12 protein-coding genes are annotated in these 20,179 nt (G+C 68.4%); 3 read left to right on the forward strand and 9 right to left on the reverse strand.

What is annotated here, in order from left to right:
• Positions 1 to 140: 140 nt before the first annotated feature.
• From ACIA73_RS23955 to ngcE, 6 genes are all read right to left on the reverse strand, one after another.
• Entirely contained in the window at positions 141 to 1,019 is an 879-nt protein-coding gene (locus ACIA73_RS23955; RefSeq protein ID WP_399440706.1) for a carbohydrate ABC transporter permease, read from the reverse strand.
• On the reverse strand, positions 1,019 to 1,966 hold the full coding sequence (locus ACIA73_RS23960) for a carbohydrate ABC transporter permease (RefSeq protein ID WP_399440707.1): 948 nt from the start codon (positions 1,964 to 1,966) through the stop codon (positions 1,019 to 1,021). Before ACIA73_RS23960 ends, ACIA73_RS23955 begins: the two co-directional genes overlap by 1 nt.
• A gap of 67 nt (positions 1,967 to 2,033) precedes the next feature.
• Positions 2,034 to 3,314, reverse strand: a complete 1,281-nt coding sequence (locus tag ACIA73_RS23965) for an extracellular solute-binding protein (protein WP_399440708.1) — start codon at positions 3,312 to 3,314, stop codon at positions 2,034 to 2,036.
• A gap of 257 nt (positions 3,315 to 3,571) precedes the next feature.
• On the reverse strand, positions 3,572 to 4,477 hold the full coding sequence (locus ACIA73_RS23970; protein WP_399440709.1) for a carbohydrate ABC transporter permease: 906 nt from the start codon (positions 4,475 to 4,477) through the stop codon (positions 3,572 to 3,574).
• A gap of 28 nt (positions 4,478 to 4,505) precedes the next feature.
• A complete protein-coding gene (locus ACIA73_RS23975; RefSeq protein WP_399440710.1) occupies positions 4,506 to 5,510 on the reverse strand; it encodes a carbohydrate ABC transporter permease in 1,005 nt (334 codons plus the stop codon).
• A gap of 99 nt (positions 5,511 to 5,609) precedes the next feature.
• Positions 5,610 to 7,043, reverse strand: a complete 1,434-nt coding sequence (ngcE, locus tag ACIA73_RS23980) for an N-acetylglucosamine/diacetylchitobiose ABC transporter substrate-binding protein (protein ID WP_399440711.1) — start codon at positions 7,041 to 7,043, stop codon at positions 5,610 to 5,612.
• Positions 7,044 to 7,462: 419 nt separating this feature from the next.
• Here ngcE and ACIA73_RS23985 point away from each other — a divergent pair, with 419 nt between their 5' ends.
• From ACIA73_RS23985 to ACIA73_RS23995, 3 genes are all read left to right on the forward strand, one after another.
• Positions 7,463 to 11,344, forward strand: coding sequence for a GH92 family glycosyl hydrolase (locus ACIA73_RS23985; protein ID WP_399440712.1), 3,882 nt, complete (start codon positions 7,463 to 7,465; stop codon positions 11,342 to 11,344).
• 177 nt (positions 11,345 to 11,521) lie between these two features.
• The gene (locus tag ACIA73_RS23990; protein WP_399440713.1) at positions 11,522 to 12,451 is read left to right on the forward strand and encodes an FG-GAP repeat domain-containing protein; all 930 of its coding nucleotides are present in this window, start codon (positions 11,522 to 11,524) and stop codon (positions 12,449 to 12,451) included.
• A 285-nt stretch (positions 12,452 to 12,736) separates the two neighbouring features.
• Positions 12,737 to 13,684: an FG-GAP repeat domain-containing protein gene (locus ACIA73_RS23995; protein ID WP_399440714.1), complete on the forward strand. Its 948-nt coding sequence runs from the start codon at positions 12,737 to 12,739 to the stop codon at positions 13,682 to 13,684.
• Between the two features lie 97 nt (positions 13,685 to 13,781).
• On the opposite strand, the gene ACIA73_RS24000 is transcribed toward ACIA73_RS23995, so the two are convergent.
• The 3 genes from ACIA73_RS24000 to acnA all read right to left on the reverse strand — a co-directional run bounded on the left by ACIA73_RS24000 (position 13,782) and on the right by acnA (position 20,174).
• The gene (locus tag ACIA73_RS24000) at positions 13,782 to 15,590 is read right to left on the reverse strand and encodes an ABC transporter ATP-binding protein (protein ID WP_399440715.1); all 1,809 of its coding nucleotides are present in this window, start codon (positions 15,588 to 15,590) and stop codon (positions 13,782 to 13,784) included.
• Positions 15,587 to 17,287, reverse strand: coding sequence for an ABC transporter ATP-binding protein (locus tag ACIA73_RS24005; RefSeq protein ID WP_399440716.1), 1,701 nt, complete (start codon positions 17,285 to 17,287; stop codon positions 15,587 to 15,589). Before ACIA73_RS24005 ends, ACIA73_RS24000 begins: the two co-directional genes overlap by 4 nt.
• Positions 17,288 to 17,462: 175 nt before the next feature.
• Entirely contained in the window at positions 17,463 to 20,174 is a 2,712-nt protein-coding gene (acnA, locus tag ACIA73_RS24010) for an aconitate hydratase AcnA (RefSeq protein ID WP_399440850.1), read from the reverse strand.
• Between the last annotated feature and the right edge of the window lie 5 nt (positions 20,175 to 20,179).

The following is a 20,179-nucleotide window of genomic DNA, read 5'->3' on the forward strand; positions in this document are numbered from 1 at the left end:
TCCCGTCAAGACCTTGAGCGAAGAGGGTCCACCTCCAAGGGTGCCGGTACGCGGAAGCGCCCGTCGACCGGGGGTCGACGGGCGCTTCGTACCGTACGGGAATCAGCCAGACATCGGCCAGAAACCCGCACGTGGGGCGGCTACTTCACCGATCCCGCGGTCAGACCGGACACCACGTGCCGCTCGATGAAGGCGAACAGGATGACGACCGGCACGATCGCCACCACGGACGCGGCGAACAGATAGTTCCACTGCACCGTGTAGGCACCGATGAAGTTGTTGATGCCGACGGTCAGCGGCTGGCTGGCCGGGTCGGTGGTGAGGGTCAGCCCCATCGCGAACTCGTTCCACGTCGTGATGAACGTGAAGATGAGGGCGGTGACCACGCCGGGCAGCGCCAGCGGCAGCGTCACCCGGATCATCGCCCCGAAGCGGCTGGTGCCGTCCACCATCGCCGCCTCCTCCAGTTCCGCGGGGATGGAGCCGATGTAGGCGGTCAGGATCCAGACCGCGAAGGCGAGGTTGAACGCGGCGTTGGTGATGATCAGCGTCCAGATCGAGTTGAGCATCCCGAGCTGGTAGAACTCGCGGTACAGACCGATCAGCAGCGCGGTCGGCTGGAACATCTGGGTGACCAGCACCAGCAGCAGGAAGATCTTCCGCCCGCGGAACTTCATCCGCGCCGTGTAGTACGCCGCCGGCAGCGCCACCAACAGCACCAGGACCGTCGCCCCGCCCGCCACCAGCAGGGTGACCTGGAGGTTCTGCCCGAGCTCGGACTCCTTCCAGACGTCGATGAAGTTCGACCAGTCCAGCGACGAGGGCAGGTAAGTGCGGTCGCGCAGCTCCGACTTGGGACGCAGCGCGGTGATGATCATTTCCAGGTACGGAGCCAGGAAGAGCGCCGCGATCCCCCATGCGACCACGGCGATCACCAGGGTGCGCGGCCGGAAGGTGCGCTTGGGGGGCTTGCGGGAGGGGCCCGTCGTCTTCGGCCGGGCGGCCGTAGCGGTGGCCATCAGTCCTCCTCGTTCCAGCGGCTGACCTTCAGGAAGATCAGCACGAGCACCACGACCAGGACGAAGTTGACGACCGACATGGCGGCCGACTCCCCGATGTCGGTCTCTTTGAGCTTGTACATGAACACCATCGACGTGGAGGTGTCGTAGCCGGGGCCGCCCTGGGTCATGGCCCAGATGATCGGGAAGGAGTTGAAGACGTTGATCAGGTTGATGACCACGCCGATCAGGAACGCCGGACGCAGCATCGGCAGCGTGATGAAGCGGTAGGTCTGCCAGGTCCCGGCGCCGTCGATGCGCGAGGCCTCGTACACCTCACCGGGAATCGTCTGGAGTCCGGCGAGCAGGGTGTACGTGGTGAAGGGCAGCGACACGAAGACGGCGACCGCCATCATCCACGGCCAGGCGGTGGACGCGGTGCCCAGCCAGTCCTGAGGTCCGTCGATGAGACCGAGGTCCATCATCACGGTGTTCAGCACACCGGCGGTCTGGTTCAGCATCCACTTGAAGCCGATGGCGGTCATCAGGACCGACGCGGCCCAGGGGGCGATGAGCGCCCAGCGGGTGACGGTACGCCCCGGGAACTTCTGGTTGAAGAGCTGGGCGAGGGCCAGCGAGATCAGCATCGTGCAGACCACGACGACGACCGTCCAGATCACCGTCCAGAGCAGGACGGCCCCGAGGTCGCTCTCCGAGAAGAGCTTCTCGTACTTGTCGGTCCCGGCGCTGCCGCGCACCTTGCCGGAGATGGAGACATTGAGGAACGACGTGCGGACCAGCTCGACGACCGGCCAGACGACCACGAAGAGGATCAGCAGAATGACGGGCGCAATCCAGGGCAGCGGGCCGAGCCTGGCCAGTCCGCTGCGGCGGCTCACCGGCCTGGTGGCGCGCCCGCCCCGTCCCCCGCCGGTCTCGGCGGGGGACGGAGGGGCCTTGAGTGACACGGTTTCTCCTGGGAGAGAGTGCGACGTACGAAGCGAACGGCCTGAGCGGCGCGTTACTCGGCGGAGGCTACTTCTTGGCGGACTTCGCCGCGTCCTCCGCCTTCTTCTGGAGGTCGTCCAGGACCGTCTGCGGGTCGTCACTGGCGGCCTTGCCGCCGGTCTTCTTGATCTCGGCGGAGATGACGTCCCAGGCGGTGTCGTTGACCGGGTAGAACTTCGCCGTCGGCAGCGCCTCGAAGAAGGGCTTCAGGGACTCGTGCTTGGGGTTGCCCTGCATCTCGGCGACCGCGTCCGTGGTGACCGGCATGAAGTTGTACATCTCGGCGAACGCCACCAGGTTCTTCTTGGTGTACGTGAAGTCGAGGAACTTCTTGACGGCGTCCTTCTCGGCCTTGCCGTCCTTGAACGCCATGGTCCAGTCGGCCACGCCGAGGGTGTTGGTCAGCGGGCCGCTCTTGCCGGGGATGGTGGCGACGCCGTAGTCGACCTTGCCCTCGGTGGCCATCTGGACGACGCTCGGGTGACCGTTCATCATGCCGACCTTGCCCGCCGAGAAGTCGGCGAAGGCCGTCTTGCGGTCGGTGCTGGCCGGGTTGGGGTACGTCAGGCCGGGCTTGACCAGGTTGTCCTGGAGCCACTTGAAGGTCTCGACGTTCGCCGCGCTGTTGAGCGTGTACTTGCCGGAGCCGTCCGTGAAGCCGCCGCCGTTGCCCATCTCCCACATCATGGTCTCGCCCTGGGCCTCTTCGGGTCCGAGCGGGAGGGCGTACGGGGTGTCCGCGGCCTTCTTGTCCTTGATCTTCTTCGCGGCGTCGGCGACCTCGGCCCACGTCGTGGGCGCCTTGGCGACACCGGCGTCCTTGAAGACCTTCTTGTTGTAAAAGAGCACCCGACTGGAGGAAACCCACGGGATGCCGTATGCGGCGCCGTTGGCCTCGCCCGCCTTGGCGAACGCCGGAACGATGTTGGCCTTGGTGGCGGGCGACAGCACGTCGTCGACCTTGTAGAGCAGGTCGTCGGCGACCTTGTCGGCGTAGCCACCGGTCTGCAGGATGTCGGGCTCGTTGCCGGCCGCGATCATGTTCTTGACGTTCTTGTCGATGTCGTTCCAGTTGATGACCTGGACGTCCACCTTGTAGCCGGCGTTGGCGGCCTCGAAGTCCTTGGCGACCTTGTCCCAGAAGATCTTCGAGGCGTTGGAGGCCTTGTCGCCGTAGTCGGCGGCGACGACCTTGATCGTCTTGCCCTTGCCCTCGCCGCCACCACCGTCACCGTCGCCACCGCACGCGGTGAGCCCCAGTGCCATCACGAGTGTTGCCGCACCAGCGGTCAGTACTCGATTCCTCATGCTGTCCAACCCTTCGACATCAGTGTCGACTTGCTGTCTCTTCCCGGGGTCGGCCCCGGACCCACCGGCCTCGGCGAAGATCTCCCCGCTGCTCCGTGGCGCAGACACTACTCAGCCTCCGCGAAGACGCAACAGGCCTAGACCACTTTCGTGTCCAAGCCGAAATGAGCCTTCAAAAAGGTTCCTTAACAAGTCACTTGGACGTCGCCCGGCATGCTCGGGCGACGTCCGGTCCTGCGCACTCGGGTACTCGCGAGTTACTTGAGGGCACCCGCGGTGAGCCCCGCCTGTACCTGCCGCTGAAAGACGGCGTACACGACCAGCACCGGCACCATGGCGATGGTCAGGCCCGCGAAGAGCGCACCCCAGTCGCCCCGGGCGCCCTGCGCGACGGCCAGTGCCGCGAGGCCCTGGGGAAGGACGTAACTGCTCTCGTTCTCGTTGTTGAGGAGGAGCGGAAGCAGGTACTGGTTCCACTGGCCGAGGAAGTTGAAGATGCCGATGCTGACCAGTCCCGGCTTGGCCATCGGGAGCATGATCTGGAAGAAGGTACGGGTGTGGGAGGCCCCGTCCACCATGGCGGCCTCCTGCACACCGGTGGGCAGGGTGCGGAAGAAGGAGGTCAGGAAGAAGGTGGTGAAGGGCAGCGAATAGGCGATGTACGCGATGATCAGACCGAGCCTGGTGTCCAGGAGCTGGAAGTTCTCCATCACCGCGAACAGCGGGACCAGCGCCAGGATCACCGGGAACATCATGCCGCCCGCGAAGAGCAGGAAGACCGCCTTGTTGCCGGGGAAGGTGAAGCGGGCGATCACATAGGCGGCCATCGAGCCGAGCAGCATGGTCCCGGTCAGCGAACCGGCCAGGATGATGAGCGAGTTGATGGCGTAGCCGCCGATGTTCGCCTTGGTCCAGGCGTTGGAGAAGTTCTCCCAGTGCAGGGACGAGGGCAGACCCATCGGGTTGTCGAGGATCTCGCCCGAGGAGCGGAAGGCGGTGAGCGCGACCCAGATCAGCGGGCCGGCCGCCATCACCACCCACAGGACGAGGAAGACGTGCGAGAAGACATTGAGGGTGGTGCCCTCGCGGGCCGGCTTGGGCGCGGCGGCGGGCATGGATGCGGCGGAACCGTCGGAGCGGGCCCCGGCGTCGAGTGTCGTCATGGTGCGGTGACTCCCAGGTCTTCGCTTCTCAGTATTCGATCCGGTCGCGGTTTCCGACCCGCATGACGGTCAGCGAGAACGCCACGCTGAGCAGCAGCAGTACGACGCCGATGGCCGTGGCGTAGCCGTACTGGCCCTCGCGGAACCGCTCGTAGAGGAAGACCGGGGTCACCTTCAGGGCGTGCTCGGGCATCATCACCAGCACGATCGCGAAGGAGTCGAGGGCCTGGATTCCCATGTAGATCCAGCCGGTCCTTACGGTGTCCCAGGTCAGCGGCAGGGTGACCTTGAAGAACGTGGTTCCCCGGCCGGCCCCGTCCAGCAGTGCCGCCTCGTAGATGTCCTTGGGGATGCCGCCCATGGCCGCCGAGAACAGCACCACGTAGAAGCCGACGAAGCTCCAGCTGATCACGGTGAGCACGGCGATCAGGGCGAGGCTGTACTCGCCGCCCAGCCAGGCGGGCCCGGTGATGCCGATCTTGTCCAGACCGCCGTTGATGAGGCCGCTGTTGGTGTTGAAGACCCGCCCCCAGACCACCGCGATGATCGCGACGGAGAGGACCTGCGGGAAGAAGTAGACGACCTTGTAGACCGAGGAGCCGGCGACGCCCGAGATGGCCTGGCCCTTACGGTGCCTGCCGCCCGCGGTGATCATGTACGCGAAGAACATGCCGAGGACGAGGGTGATCAGCGGGACGATCAGCAGCAGCGTGAGGCTGGTGGTCGTGGAGTCCCAGAACCGCTCGTCGTTCCACATCTTGACGTAGTTGTCGAAGCCGATGAAATCGGCGACCGAGCCGCCCGACCAGTTGGTGAACGAATAGAAGATCGCCTGGATGAACGGCGAGATGACGAAAATGACGTAGAAACCCAGCGGTATCGCCAGGAATCCCGCGATGAAACGGTATTTGTCGAGCGTGCGGTATCTGCGGTCGTAGCGCACCCGCTCCGGGGTGAATCGGGGCGGCAGGAGAACTGCCAGCAGGAACAACAGCCGGTTGGGGGGCTTTACGGCCCGTGTCTCAATGCTCATGCCGCTCCGATTTCACCCGTTCACACACGCAAGCGGGCGTGTGTCATGTACTTCGATGCGGACCCGCCGAGATCCGGGTCCGCGTCAACCCTGCTTCTTTCAGGCCTTCTTGACCTTGGTGATGTCGGGGTCCTTGGCGACCCGGTCGGCGGCCTTCTGCATGGTGTCCAGGGCCTCCTTGGTCGACATGTCGCCCATCATGAATTTGCCCATCACATTGTTGAAGTCCTCGTCGAAGAGCTCGCTGTACCACTCCTTGAAGAACGGGATGACGATGTTGTCGCCGGCCGCCGCGATGGCCTTCTGCGCGCTGTCGGTGCCCGGCGGCAGCGTCATGCCGTCGATGGCGCCCTTGACGGCGGGAATGGAGCCGACTTCCTTGAAGAAGTTCTGGGCGGCTTCCTTGCTGTACATCATGCGCATCCACTCCAGGCCACCCTGGACGTTCGCCGCCTTGGCGGGAACGATGAAGGGCTCACCGGGCGGGGCGTACAGCGTGCCGAACGGCATGGGGTCGCCGCTGCCGAGCGAGGGGGTCGCGCCGACGGCCATCTGGAAGCCCTTGGGCGTGGTGTCCTTGGACTCGTTCTCGACCCAGGAGCCGTTAGGGATGAAGACGCACTTGCCCTTGGTCCAGGCGGCCTGCATCTCCTTGTGGCCCTCTTTGCTGTCGAAGCCGGTGAGGACGTACTTCTTGGCGACGAGCTCCTCGAACGCCTCGAAGACGGACTTGATGGCGTCGTGCTTCCAGGCGTTCGGCTCCAGGTAGTCCATGGCGTCGAGCACCGGACGGCCGCCGGCCTGGGCGAACATGCCGTACATGCTGAAGAGCATGTAGCGGGGGTGGCCGCCGGGGTAGCTCCAGCCCTGGATGCCCTTGGCCTTGGCCTTCTTGCAGACCTCGATCATCGCGTCCCAGGTCTTGGGGTACTCGACTTCGAGGGTCTCCTTGAGCATGCGGTCGGAGTACCAGTTGCCGTACGCCGTCATGGCGATGTTCAGCTGGTAGCAGCCCTTGGTACCGAAGGCGCCCATCGCCTGCATGGCGGGCGACAGTACGTCGCGGACCTTGACCTTGGGGTCGTCCCAGGAGGGGGCGTCGAGCAGCTCGGTGAAGTCCGCGACCTGCTTGTTGGTGACCAGCTTGCCGATGTTCATGTCGTCGGCGCCGGAGTTGTTGATCACGTCGGCCGAGGGCTTGCCGCGGACGATCTTCGGCTGGACCTGGGTGGCGATGTTCTGCGTCGGCTTCTGGTCGGCCTTGGCCTTGGGGTACTGCTTGGTGTACATGTCCGTGACGAACTGGGCGTACTTGTCGCCGTATCCGCCGTTGAAGATGAGCACCGACAGCGCGGCGTCCTCCTTCACCCCGAGCGGGTTCTTGTCGGACTTGGTGCCCTTCTCGGCCTTCTTGTCGTCTTTGCCGCCACCGCTCGCGCAGGAGCTGAGGGCACCGACTGCGGGCACTGCGAGCAGACCGGCGGCTGCCGTTCGCTTCAGTACGTCACGACGGTTGACGTTGGTGGGTCCCATGCTCAAGTCCTCGCCCTCTTCAGGACTCAGGCGGTGTAAGGGAGTTGCCCCGCACGAGAATGCGTTCCCGGGCGAAGGGCCCCGCCACCGCGGTCGGTCGACTCGAATGATCAGCGGGATATACGGGTGCGCGAAGGGGCTTCCCGTGCCGCCCCGTTGTTCCCCCGTACCCCCTGGTCCGCACCGGTTTACTCCGGCACTGCAGACGCCGATAGGTATAGTCCACTTCCCTCCAACTGGGCAAGATCGAAAGCAAGGTTGAGCAGGCTTCTTTCCCGAGTTGAGACCTCTTGGATATCTCGGGCCACTTTTGTCCAACGGGTCTCTTCACAACACCCTTGACATCACTGGACACTTGACTCACTACTGGGGGTACGAAAGCTCATGACAACGTTGTCCGAGTAAAAGGAGCCTGCCGGATGCAGCGCAGCGCGAGACTCAGAACCAGACCTGGCGGGAGCGCGGCGGCGGCTCTCGCGAGCCTTGTGGTGGGCGCCCTGGCGCTGTCCGCACTGGCGCCGTCGGCAGCCGTCGCCGCACCGGCACCACCCGCCCGGCCCGGTGCGCCGGCACAGGGGTTCAGCTCCTCCTTCGAGGCGGACGAACCGGCACCGACCTGGCGCAACACCGTCGAAACGGATGCGAAGGGGCGCAAGCGGGCCTCGGGGGTGGACGGCGGCGACACGGCGGGCATCCCCGGCAATGTCACCGACCGCGTCACCAATCTCCGGGCCAGCGCCGAGAACGCGGCGGGTGGTGAGGTCAAGGAGAACCTGGTCGACATCACCCCGGGCAGCAAGTGGCTGAGCTTCCTGCCGATGGGCTGGGTCGAGTTCGACCTGGACGAGCCGGTCAAGGTCGTGTCGTACGCGCTGACGTCGGCGAACGACGCCGCAGAGCGCGATCCGAAGGACTGGACCCTCCAGGGCTCCATCGACGGCAAGACGTGGAAGACGCTGGACACCCGCAAGGACGAGACCTTCACGTCCCGCTTCCAGACCAAGTCGTACGCCTTCGAGAACGACACCGCGTACCAGCACTTCCGGCTGGAGATCACCCGCAACGCGGGGGCTCCCATCCTCCAGCTCGCGGACGTGCAGTTCTCGAACGGGGACACCTCGTCGCCGATTCCCGAGGACATGCGCAGCCAGGTGGACCGCGGCCCCTCGGGCTCCCCCACCGCCAAGTCGGGCGCGGGCTTCACGGGCAAGCGGGCGCTGCGGTACGCGGGCACCCACAAGGCGGACGGCCGGGCCTACTCGTACAACAAGGTCTTCGACGTGAACACCCGCGTCGGCCGGAACACCGAGCTGTCCTACCGGGTCTTCCCGTCGCTGCCGGCGGGCGAGGACGGCAAGGAGACCGACCTCAACTACCCGGCCACGAACGTGTCGGTGGACCTGGCCTTCACCGATGGCACCTATCTGAGTGAACTGCGCGCCCTCGACCAGCACGGCGCGGTGATGTCCCCACAGGGCCAGGGCGCGTCCAAGACGCTGTACGCGAACCAGTGGAACCACAAGGAGTCGCGCATCGGCGCGGTGGCGGCCGGCAAGACCGTCGACCGGATTCTGGTGGCGTACGACAACCCGAAGGGTCCGGGGAAGTTCCGCGGCTGGCTGGACGACGTGCGGATTGCCGAGAAGGCGCCGCAGAAGCGGCCGGCCAATCCTTCGGACTACGCGAACACCACCCGGGGCACCAACTCCAGCGGTTCGTTCTCGCGTGGCAACAACATCCCGGCCACCGCCGTTCCGCACGGCTTCAACTTCTGGACGCCGGTGACCAACGCCGGTTCCACCAGCTGGCTGTACGACTACGCGCGCGGCAACAACAGCGACAACCTCCCCACCCTCCAGGCCTTCAGCGCGAGCCACGAGCCGAGCCCCTGGATGGGCGACCGGCAGACCTTCCAGGTGATGCCGTCCGTCGCGGCCGGCACCCCGAACGCCTCCCGCACGGCCCGCGCGCTCCCCTTCCGCCACGAGAAGGAGACCGCGAAGCCGCACTACTACGGGGTGACCTTCGAGAACGGTCTGCGTACCGAGATCACGCCGACCGACCACGCGGCGATGATGCGATTCACCTATCCCGGTGACGACGCCAGCATCATCTTCGACAACGTCTCCAACGACGGCGGCCTCACCCTCGACCCGGCGACCCGCTCCTTCACCGGTTTCTCCGACGTCAAGAGCGGCCTGTCCACCGGCGCCACCAGGCTCTTCGTGTACGGGGTCTTCGACACGGAGGTCACCGCGAGCGGCAAGCTGAGCGGCGGCGGGGGCGCGGACGTCACCGGCTACGTACGCTTCAAACCGTCGGCCGACAAGCAGGTGACCCTGCGCCTGGCGACTTCACTCATCAGTGTGGACCAGGCCAAGCAGAACCTGGCCGCCGAGCTCCCGGCGAACTCCCGCTTCGAGCGGGTCCGCGACCGGGCGCAGCGGGCCTGGGACGACATCCTGGGGCGGGTCGAGGTCGAGGGTGCGAGCCACGACCAGCTGACCACCCTCTACTCCAGCCTCTACCGGTTGTACCTCTACCCCAACTCCGGTCACGAGAAGGTCGGTTCGAAGACCAGGTACGCCAGCCCGTTCTCCCCGCAGACCGGCCCGGACACCCCCACCCACACCGGCGCGAAGATCGTCGACGGTGAGGTGTACGTCAACAACGGCTTCTGGGACACCTACCGGACGACCTGGCCGGCGTACTCCTTCCTCACGCCGAAGAAGGCGGGGAAGCTGGTCAACGGCTTCGTCCAGCAGTACAAGGACGGCGGCTGGATCTCGCGCTGGTCCTCGCCGGGTTACGCGGACCTGATGACCGGCACCTCCTCGGACGTCGCGTTCGCCGACGCGTACGTCAAGGGCGTGGACTTCGACGCGACGGCTGCCTACGAGGCGGCGCTGAAGAACGCCACCGTCCTGCCGCCCTTCTCCGGCGTCGGCCGCAAGGGCATGGACACCTCGCCGTTCCTCGGTTACGCCTCGACCAAGACCCACGAGGGTCTGTCCTGGTCCCTTGAGGGCTACCTCAACGACTACGGTCTGGCGAAGATGGGCGAGGCCCTCCACAAGAAGACGAAGAAGGCCCGCTACAAGGAGGAGTCGGCCTACTTCCTCAACCGCGCGCAGAACTACGTGAAGCTCTTCGACTCCGAGGCCGGCTTCTTCCAGGGCCGCGACCTCAAGGGCGACTGGCGGGTCCCCTCCGAGAAGTTCGACCCGCGCGTCTGGGGCTACGACTACACGGAGACCAACGGCTGGGGCTACGCCTTCACCGCCCCGCAGGACAGCCGCGGCCTGGCCAACCTCTACGGCGGCCGCTCCGGCCTCGGCAAGAAGCTGGACACCTACTTCGCCACCCCGGAGACGGCTTCCCCCGAGTTCACGGGCTCGTACGGCAGCGTCATCCACGAGATGACCGAGGCCCGTGACGTACGGATGGGCATGTACGGCCACTCCAACCAGGTCGCCCACCACGCCACCTACATGTACAACGCGGCCTCCCAGCCCTGGAAGACCCAGGAGAAGGTCCGCGAGGTGCTCTCCCGCCTCTACACCGGCAGCGAGATCGGGCAGGGCTACCACGGCGACGAGGACAACGGCGAGCAGTCGGCCTGGTTCCTCTTCTCCGCGCTCGGCTTCTACCCGCTGGTCATGGGCAGTGGGGAGTACGCCGTCGGCTCGCCGCTCTTCACCAAGGCGACCGTGCACCTGGACAACGGCCGTGACCTGGTGATCCGCGCCCCGAAGAACAGTGCGAAGAACATCTACGTCCAGGGCCTGAAGGTGAACGGCAAGGCCTGGAACTCGACCGCGCTCCCGCACGACCTCCTCGCACGCGGCGGCACCCTGGACTTCGCGATGGGCGACCGCCCGACCGCGTGGGGCTCGGGGAAGGGGGCGGCCCCCGTCTCCATCACCCGGGACGACAAGGCGCCGGACCCGCGCGCCGACACCCTCACCGCGCAGGGCCCGCTGTTCGACAACTCCTCCTCCACCGAGGCGGCGCTGGCCCCTCGGACAGAGCTCCCGCTGCCCGCCCCGGCGCGTGCCCTCCAGTACACCCTCACCTCCGCCGATCACACCAAGGCGCCCACCGGGTGGGTGCTCCAGGGCTCCAGGGACGGCGAGAAGTGGGACGTGCTGGACCAGCGCGCGAAGGAGTCGTTCGCCTGGGACCGGCAGACCCGGGTCTTCACGGTGGCCGACCCGGGGACGTACCCGCACTACCGACTGGTGCCGACCGCACAGGGAGGGAGCACAGGGACGCTGGCAGAAGTGGAACTACTGTCCTGATACCGGGGCATAGCGCTCGCCACAGTGTCCGCGTTTCGTCACAGGGAAATCACAGGTCTCAAATTACCGTGCTCGCAAGACAGTTGGCATGTGAAGATACCGTGAACTGAACCTGCTGAAGCCGTGCTGTACCCGTTCCGGTGCAGCACGGCTTCTTCATGACTTTGGAGTTAACGCGTGGCCACAACAAACGGCCGTAAGAACGGGCGCATCCTGTCCCGTATCACCGTCGCGGCCATCGCCGCGGCCCTCGTGGGCACCATGTCCGGCGCCCACGCTGCGGAGAACCCGCAGCCCACCCTCAAGAAGTCGGCCGTGGCTCCGGCCAAGGCGCAGCCGAAGGGCAACCTCCGCGCCGCCGCTCCGGCCGCGGTCTCGGTGGCGCAGGCCCTGATGACCTCCGAGGGCGACGACCTCTACTCCCACCTGCCGAACGGCCTGGGCGGCTACGACGCGCGCGAGATCGCCGGCACCGGCTGGACCAACGTCAAGGCCGGCGCCCAGGTCGACAACGATGCCGACGGCACGGCCGAGTCCGCCTGGATCTGGGACAACGCCGGCTACCAGTACCACTCGGGCCCGAACGAGACCGAGTTCACACAGGTCGGCAGCGGCTGGAACATGTACACCCGCGTCTTCTCCCCGGGCAACCTCGGCGGCGCTTCGGCGTACGACATCCTGGGCCGTGACGCCAACGGCGTCCTGTGGCTCTACCTGGGCTACGGCGACGGCAAGTCCACCTCGCGCATCCGCGTGGGCGACGGCTGGAACTACAACCAGATCTTCGGCCTCGGTGACCTGACCGGCGACGGCAAGGCCGACGTGCTGGGCCGCGACGGCGCCACCGGCTTCCTGTGGCTGCACCCGGGCACCGGCGACTACAAGGCCCCGTTCGGCCCGCGCATCAAGGCCGGCACCGGCTGGAACATGCACAACAACATCATCGGCGCGGGTGACGTCGACCTCGACGGCACCGCCGACCTGATCGCGCGCGGCAACGACGGCGCGCTGTGGCGCTACTCGGGCAACGCCAACGCCACGACCCCGCTCAAGGGCGGCGTGAAGATCAGCGCGGAGAACTGGAACAAGTACCGCCTGATGTTCTGATCGGGCGGGCTGACGAGGCGTTGCGATATTGCGCGTCAACTACCCCTACCGCCACACCAGTTGATACATGACCATGGTGTGTACACATTCTGTTCGAGTCGTGGGGGGGGGGGGGGGGGGGGGGGGGGGGGGGGGGGGGGGGGGGGGAGGCAGGGGGGGGGCGCCGCGCCCCCCCCCCCCCGCCCCCGCCCTCCCCCCCCCCCCCCCCCCCCCCCCCCCCCCCCCCCCCCCCCCCCCCCCCCCCCCCCCCCCCCCCCCCCCCACTCTTCATGACCGGAGCCACGCATGGCTGACCACTCCTCCCGCACCGCCAAGCGCGGCCGCGCCCTCTCCCGGACCGCCGTCGCCGCGCTCGCGGCCGCGCTGATCGGGACGACCGCGGGTGCCGCACACGCCGGGGACACCCCGGCGCCGCACGCCAAGATTCCGCAGACGAAGCTCCAGGCACCGCCGCAGGCCCGCCTCGCGGCTCCCCGGGCGGCCGCCGCTCCCGGAGCCGCGGGCGTGATCCAGCGCCTGGTGGCCGTCTCGGGCAATAACCTCTACCTGTACACGCCGACCTTCAAGGGCGGCTACAACCCCCGTGAGTTCGCCAACGACACGTGGGGGGACATGAAGGCGGCGTCCCAGACCGACCACGACGGCGACGGGGTCGCCACCGGGCTCTGGGGCTGGGACAAGGCCGGTCACCTCTACTCCTGGCCGGACGGAGAGACCGAGGCGATCCACGTCGGCGGCGGCTGGAACATGTACAACCGCGTGTTCTCCCCCGGCAACCTGGCCGGCAGCCAGGGCTACGATCTCGTCGCCCGCGACGCCCAGGGCGTCCTGTGGCTCTACCTGGGCTACACCGACGGCCGGGTCACCTCGCGCATCAAGATCGGCGCCGGGTGGGGCCAGTACACGCAGATCGCCGGCGTCGGCGACCTGACCGGCGACAACACGGCCGACATGGTCGCCCGCGACCGCAACGGCGTGCTGTGGCTGTACCAGGGCACCGGCAGCTACAAGGCCCCGTTCAAGGCCCGCACCCAGATCGGCAAGGGCTGGAACAACTTCAACCTGCTCGTCGGCGCGGGCGACCTCGACAGCGACGGCCAAGTCGACCTGGTCGGGCGCGGCAACGACGGTTCTCTGTGGCGCGCCTCGGGCACCGGCAAGGCCGTGGCGCCGTACAAGCCCGCGGTGAAGATCGCCAGTGGTGGCATGAACGGCTACCGGCTGATGTTCTGATCCCGTCGGGCTCGGGTTCCGCTCCGTCAGGCCCTATGAAGGGCCGCACCTCCGGAGTCCGGAGGTGCGGCCCTTCGCCGCGTTCGGCGGCTGTACGTCAGCCCCGCATCCCCGCCCACGCCTCCCACAGCGCCGCGTACCGCCCGCCTGCCGCCCGGAGTTCGTCGTGGGTCCCGCTCTCGACGACCCGTCCGGCATCAAGGACGACCACGCGGTCGGCGGTGGCGGCCTGGGTGAGGCGGTGCGCCACGATCAGTGCGGTCCGGCCCTCGACCGCGCGGGCGGCGGCCTTCTCCAGGGCGCGGGCGCCGGTGCTGCCCGCCTCCGCGGTGGCCTCGTCGAGGAGGGCGACCGGCGGGTCGGCGAGCACCAGTCGGGCCAGCGCGAGGGACTGCGTCTGGGCGCTGGTGAGGCGGTGGCCGCCGTCGCCGACGACCGTGCCGAGGCCGTCGGGGAGGGCTTCGGCCCAGGTCAGGGCATCCACCCGGGCGAGTGCCGCACGGAGTTCGGCGTCGGTGGCGTCCGGTTTGGCGAGGCGCAGGTCCTCGGCGAGGGGGCCGGCGAAGACATGGGTCTCCTGGGTGACCAGGGCGATCGAACGGCGTACGGCTGCGGGCCCGAGAGCGGCGAGGTCGACGCCGCCGAGCCGGACGGTGCCCTCGGTGGGCCGGTGGATGCCGGCGACGAGTTTGGCGAGGGTGGTCTTGCCGGCGCCGCTCGCCCCGACCAGGGCGACGCGTTCGCCGGGGGCCAGGGTCAGGTCGATGCCGTGCAGGACCCGGTGTCCGTCCTGGTACGCGTGGACGAGGCCGGTCACGGTGACGGAGGCGTCCTGCGGGGCGGCGGGCCTGGCGGGCTCCTCGGGCAGCGGCAGATCGGCGACACCGACGAGGCGGGAGAGGCCCGCGGTGGCCTTCTGGGCGTCGTCGAGCAGGACGAGTGCCGCGTTGATCGGCCCGAAGAGGCTGTGGAAGTACAGTGCGGCGGCGGTCGCGGTACCGAGCGAGGCCGAGCCGTCGCGGACCAGCCAGTACCCGACGCCGAGGACGGCGGCCAGGCCGATGAACTCCCCCACGTGCAGACGGCAGTAGAAGCTGAGGACCAGCCTGACGCCCCGCATGGTGATGTCGACGGCCGCCCGCGAACGCCTGGTGACGCGCGCGGTGTGGTCCTGCTCCAGGCGCAGCGCCCGTACGGTGGTGGCCCCGCCGATGGTGGCGAGCAGCTGCTGCTGGAGCTTGCCGGTGACGACGCGCTGCTCCGCGTACAGGGGCACCGCCCCCCGCAGGTACCAGCGCGCGGTGTACGCCTGCACGGGCACCGCGAGCAGCGCGGCCACCAGGAACCGCCAGTCCAGGACGGCCAGCGCGCCGAGCGTCAGCACGATGGCGACCACCGAGCGCGCCAGCTCCGGCAGCGCCGAGCGCACGGCGTCCGCGACCAGCGACACATCGCCGGTGACCCGCACGGTGAGGTCGCCCGACCCCGCCCGCTCGACCCGCTCCAGCGGCAGCCCGAGCACCCGCTCGACGAATCGTTCCCGCAGCCGGGCCAGCACGGTCTCGCCGAGCCGGGCGATGCGTGAGACCCCGATCCCGGTGAGCACGCCCTGCACCACCGCGACGGCCACCAGGAGCAGTACGACGACCGTGATCGAGTCGACGCCCCCCGGCCGGCCTGCCGCGAGGTCGACGATCCTGCCCAGCAGTGGCTGAGTGAGGAGCCCGATCGCGGTCGCGACGACGAGCGTGCCGAAGCCGCCGAGCGCCAGCAGCCGGTACGGGCGGGCCAGTTCACGCACTGCGGCGCGGGTGCGGGCGGAGGAGGCGACGGGCAGCAGCCCGGTGCCGGCCGTCTCCCGTACCTCCTGCGTCTCCTCGACGGGACTGGTCAGCGAGCTGGTCATGAGAGCACCGCCGTGCGGTAGGTGTCGTAGCGGTCGAGGAGTTCGGTGTGCGCGGCGGTGTCCGTGACGCGCCCGCCTTCGAGGAAGAGGACCCGGTCGGTGACGGCGAGCAGGGCCGGGCTGGTGACGACGAGGACGGTGGTCCGGCCCCGGCGGACGTCCCGCACCCCGGTGGCGATCCTGGCTTCGGTGACCGCGTCGACGGCGGTGGTCGGGTCGTGCAGGACGAGTACGGGCGGGTCGGCGGCGAGTGCGCGGGCCAGGGCGACGCGCTGGCGCTGGCCGCCGGAGAGGGAGCGGCCGCGTTCGGTGACAGGGGTGGCGGTGCCCTGCGGCAGGGTCTCGGCGACCTCGTCGGCGCCGGACGCGGCCAGGGCGGGGCCCAGGTCGCGGCCCGAGGGTGCGGCGGCGGCGATGTTCTCGGCGACGGTGCCTTCGAAGAGGTCGGCGTCGTGGTCGGCGACGAGGACGGCGGTACGGATGCGGGCCGGGTCCAGAGCGGTGAACCGGACGCCGTCGAGGGCGAGGTGACCGCTCCCGGGGTCGCCGCGCCGTCCCAGGCAGTCCAGCAGGGCGGTGGCATCGGCGGGGTCGGGCGCGACGACGCCCAGCAGTTCGCCGGGTTCGGCGGTGAGGTCGACGGCGGTGAGGCTGCCGTGGGTCACGCCCTCCAGCCGTATCCGCCCGGCGAAGTCCGGCCGCAAGTCCGGCTCTTCCCGGACGCCCGGCACCGCGGGTGGTGCCCCCAGTACCTCCGCGATCCGCGTCGCGGACGCCCGCCCCTGGGCGAACTTCGCCGCGATCCACGACGTGCTGGAGAGCGGTCCGAGCAGGAAGAGCGCCAGGCCGACCGCCGAGACGAGCTCACCGATGCTGATGTCACCACTCGCGGCGAGCCGTCCGCCGACGTACGCGACCAGCGCGATGAAGACCCCGGTCAGCATCAGGATCACCGCGCCCTGCCAGGCCTGCGCCCGTGCCGCCCGGAGCGTCGCGGCGAGCGCGTCGCGGCTGGTCCCCCGGTAGCGCGCGAGCGCGGCCGACTCCGCACCGATGCCCTTGAGCACCCGCAGCCCGGCGACCAGGTCGGCGGCCGTGCCCGAGGCATCGGCCGCACTCTCCTGCTCACCGTGGCTGCGCCGCTCCAGCGGCTTGCCCAGCAGATGCCCGAGCCACAGCAGCAACGGCGTCCCCAGCAGCACCACCAGCCCGAGCGGAACCGAGATCCGGACCAGCACCACCGCACTCACGAGGACGGCGGTGAAGGACGCGACACCCACGATCGACGCCATGGTGACCAGTCCGACCCGTCGGGCATCCTCGGTCGCGATGCTGGTCAGCGCGCCGGGCAGGCGTCCTTCGGTGGCGCCGCCCCGCGGGTCGACGACACGGTCGACCAGCCGGACGCGCAGCTTGTGCGCGGCCTTCTCGGCCGAGCGCTCCCAGGCGCGGGCGCCGAAGCGGAAGCTGTAGGAGAGGACGACGTACAGCACGGCCAGCGCGGCCAGCCACCACAGCAGCAGCCCGCCGTCGCTCTGCCCGACGGCACGGTCGACGACCAGGCCGATGACGACGGGCACCAGTGCCTCGGCCGCCTGGTGCGAGGCCCCCAGCACGCTGCCGAGCGCGAGTTCGCGCCGCTGGCCCGCGAAGGAACGTCTCAGTACGTCTCGCCCTGTCAGGACGGTCGCCGCCACTGTGTTCCTCCGATGTACAGCCTCAACGCCCGATGACCTCAACGCCCGATGACCTCAACGAGCAGAGGTAAGGCTAGCCTAAGAATTCTGGTACTCAATCAGGCGTTCCCCGCACGGCGAAGGGCCGCACCCCTCTGTCGAGGAGCACGGCCCTTCGCGTGTCAGCGGCCCGCGACTAGCTGCGGATCAGCGAACGCAGCACGTACTGCAGGATGCCGCCGTTGCGGTAGTAGTCCGCCTCGCCGGGGGTGTCGATGCGCAGCTTGGCGTCGAACTCGACGTCGCCCGCCTTCACCTTCAGCGTCTGGGGGATGCCACCGTCGTTGAGGCCGGTGACGCCCGTGATGGAGAAGGTCTCCTCGCCGGTCAGGCCCAGCGACTCGGCCGTGGCGCCCTCCGGGTACTGGAGCGGCAGGACGCCCATGCCGATGAGGTTCGAGCGGTGGATGCGCTCGTACGACTCGGCGATGACGGCCTTGACGCCGAGCAGCGCGGTGCCCTTGGCGGCCCAGTCACGGGACGAGCCCGAGCCGTACTCCTTGCCCGCCAGGATGACCAGCGGGGTACCGGCGGCCTGGTAGTTCTGCGAGGCGTCGTAGATGTACGACACGGGGGCGTCGGCCTGCGTGAAGTCGCGGGTGAAGCCGCCCTCGGTGCCCGGCGCGATCTGGTTGCGCAGGCGGATGTTGGCGAAGGTGCCGCGGATCATGACCTCGTGGTTGCCACGACGCGAGCCGTACGAGTTGAACTCGCGCCGCTCGACGCCGTGCTCGGTGAGGTACTGACCGGCCGGGGTGTCGGCCTTGATCGCACCGGCCGGGGAGATGTGGTCGGTGGTGACCGAGTCGCCCAGCTTGGCCAGTACGCGCGCACCGGCGATGTCCTCGACCGGGGTCGTTTCCATCGTCATGCCCTCGAAGTACGGGGGCTTGCGGACGTAGGTGGACTCGTTGTCCCACTCGAAGGTGTTGCCGGTGGGGATCGAGAGGGCCTGCCACTGGGCGTCGCCCGCGAAGACGTCCTGGTAGGACTTGTTGAACATGTCCTCGCCGATGGAGTTGGCGACGACGTCGTTGACCTCGGCCTCGGTCGGCCAGATGTCGGCGAGGAAGACCGGCTTGCCGTCCTGGTCGGTGCCGAGCGCGTCCTTGGTGATGTCGACCTTCATCGAACCGGCCAGGGCGTACGCGACGACCAGCGGCGGCGACGCCAGGTAGTTCATCTTGACGTCGGGGTTGATCCGGCCCTCGAAGTTACGGTTGCCGGAGAGCACCGAGGTCACGGCCAGGTCGTGGTCGTTGACGGCCTTGGAGACCTCCTCGGGCAGCGGGCCCGAGTTGCCGATGCAGGTGGTGCAGCCGTAGCCGACCAGGTTGAAGCCGACCTTGTCGAGGTAGGGGGTGAGCCCCGCCTTGTCGAAGTAGTCGGTGACGACCTTGGAGCCCGGGGCGAGGGTGGTCTTGACCCACGGCTTGCGGGTCAGGCCCTTCTCGACGGCCTTCTTCGCGACGAGCGCGGCGGCGACCATCACGTACGGGTTCGAGGTGTTGGTGCAGGAGGTGATGGCCGCGACCGTCACCGCGCCGTGGTCCAGCTCGTACGTCGAGCCGTCGGCCGCGGTCACGGTGACCGGGTTGGACGGGACGCCGTTGCTGGTCGCCGGGGCGTCGGACGCCGGGAAGGACTCCTTGCCGGCCTCCATGTCGTCCGCGACGTAATTGCGGACGTCCTGCGCGAACTGCTGCGAGGCGTTGGCCAGCACGATGCGGTCCTGCGGGCGCTTGGGACCGGCGATCGAGGGGACGACCGTCGACATGTCGAGTTCGAGCTTCTCGGAGAAGTCGGGCTCGGCGGCCGGGTCCAGCCACAGACCCTGCTCCTTGGCGTACGCCTCGACGAGCGCGACCTGCTGGGCGTCACGGCCGGTCAGACGCAGGTACTTCAGCGTCTCGTCGTCGATCGGGAAGATCGCGGCGGTCGAGCCGAACTCCGGCGACATGTTGCCGATGGTGGCGCGGTTCGCGAGGGAGGTGGCGGCGACGCCCTCACCGTAGAACTCGACGAACTTGCCGACGACGCCGTGCTTGCGCAGCATCTCGGTGATGGTGAGCACCAGGTCGGTGGCGGTGGTGCCGGCAGGCAGCTCGCCGGTCAGCTTGAAGCCGACGACGCGCGGGATCAGCATGGAGACCGGCTGGCCGAGCATCGCGGCCTCGGCCTCGATGCCGCCGACGCCCCAGCCCAGCACGCCCAGGCCGTTGACCATGGTGGTGTGCGAGTCGGTGCCGACGAGGGTGTCGGGGTACGCCTGGCCGTTGCGCACCATGACCGTACGGGCGAGGTGCTCGATGTTGACCTGGTGGACGATGCCGGTGCCCGGGGGGACGACCTTGAACTCGTCGAAGGCGGTCTGGCCCCAGCGCAGGAACTGGTAGCGCTCCTTGTTGCGGCCGTACTCCAGCTCCACGTTCTGCTGGAAGGCGCCCGCGGTGCCGAACTTGTCGGCGATGACGGAGTGGTCGATGACCAGCTCGGCCGGGGCGAGCGGGTTGATCTTCGCCGGGTCGCCGCCCAGCTCCTTCACGGCCTCACGCATCGTGGCGAGGTCCACGACGCAGGGCACGCCGGTGAAGTCCTGCATGATCACGCGGGCCGGCGTGAACTGGATCTCCTGGCTGGGCTGCGCCTGGGAGTCCCAGCTGCCGATCGCACGGATGTGGTCGGCGGTGATGTTCGCACCGTCCTCCGTGCGGAGCAGGTTCTCCAGCAGGACCTTCAGGCTGTAAGGGAGGCGCGCGGAGCCCTCGACCTTGTCCAGCTTGAAGATCTCGTACGACTCGTCACCCACGCGCAGCGTGCTGCGGGCGTCGAAGCTGTTCGCCGACACGACAG

Origin of the sequence: Streptomyces sp. NPDC051561 (assembly GCF_044454195.1) — a bacterium.
Classification (GTDB): Bacteria; Actinomycetota; Actinomycetes; order Streptomycetales; family Streptomycetaceae; genus Streptomyces.

What these genes read in the sequence shown, in the direction of transcription:
- ACIA73_RS23955 (WP_399440706.1), bottom strand. Translation starts at nt 1,019, where the DNA reads ATGGCCACCGCTACGGCCGCCCGGCCGAAGACGACGGGCCCCTCCCGC.
- ACIA73_RS23965 (WP_399440708.1), bottom strand. Translation starts at nt 3,314, where the DNA reads ATGAGGAATCGAGTACTGACCGCTGGTGCGGCAACACTCGTGATGGCA.
- ACIA73_RS23970 (WP_399440709.1), bottom strand. Translation starts at nt 4,477, where the DNA reads ATGACGACACTCGACGCCGGGGCCCGCTCCGACGGTTCCGCCGCATCC.
- ACIA73_RS23975 (WP_399440710.1), bottom strand. Translation starts at nt 5,510, where the DNA reads ATGAGCATTGAGACACGGGCCGTAAAGCCCCCCAACCGGCTGTTGTTC.
- ngcE (WP_399440711.1), bottom strand. Translation starts at nt 7,043, where the DNA reads ATGGGACCCACCAACGTCAACCGTCGTGACGTACTGAAGCGAACGGCA.
- ACIA73_RS23985 (WP_399440712.1), top strand. Translation starts at nt 7,463, where the DNA reads ATGCAGCGCAGCGCGAGACTCAGAACCAGACCTGGCGGGAGCGCGGCG.
- ACIA73_RS23995 (WP_399440714.1), top strand. Translation starts at nt 12,737, where the DNA reads ATGGCTGACCACTCCTCCCGCACCGCCAAGCGCGGCCGCGCCCTCTCC.
- ACIA73_RS24000 (WP_399440715.1), bottom strand. Translation starts at nt 15,590, where the DNA reads ATGACCAGCTCGCTGACCAGTCCCGTCGAGGAGACGCAGGAGGTACGG.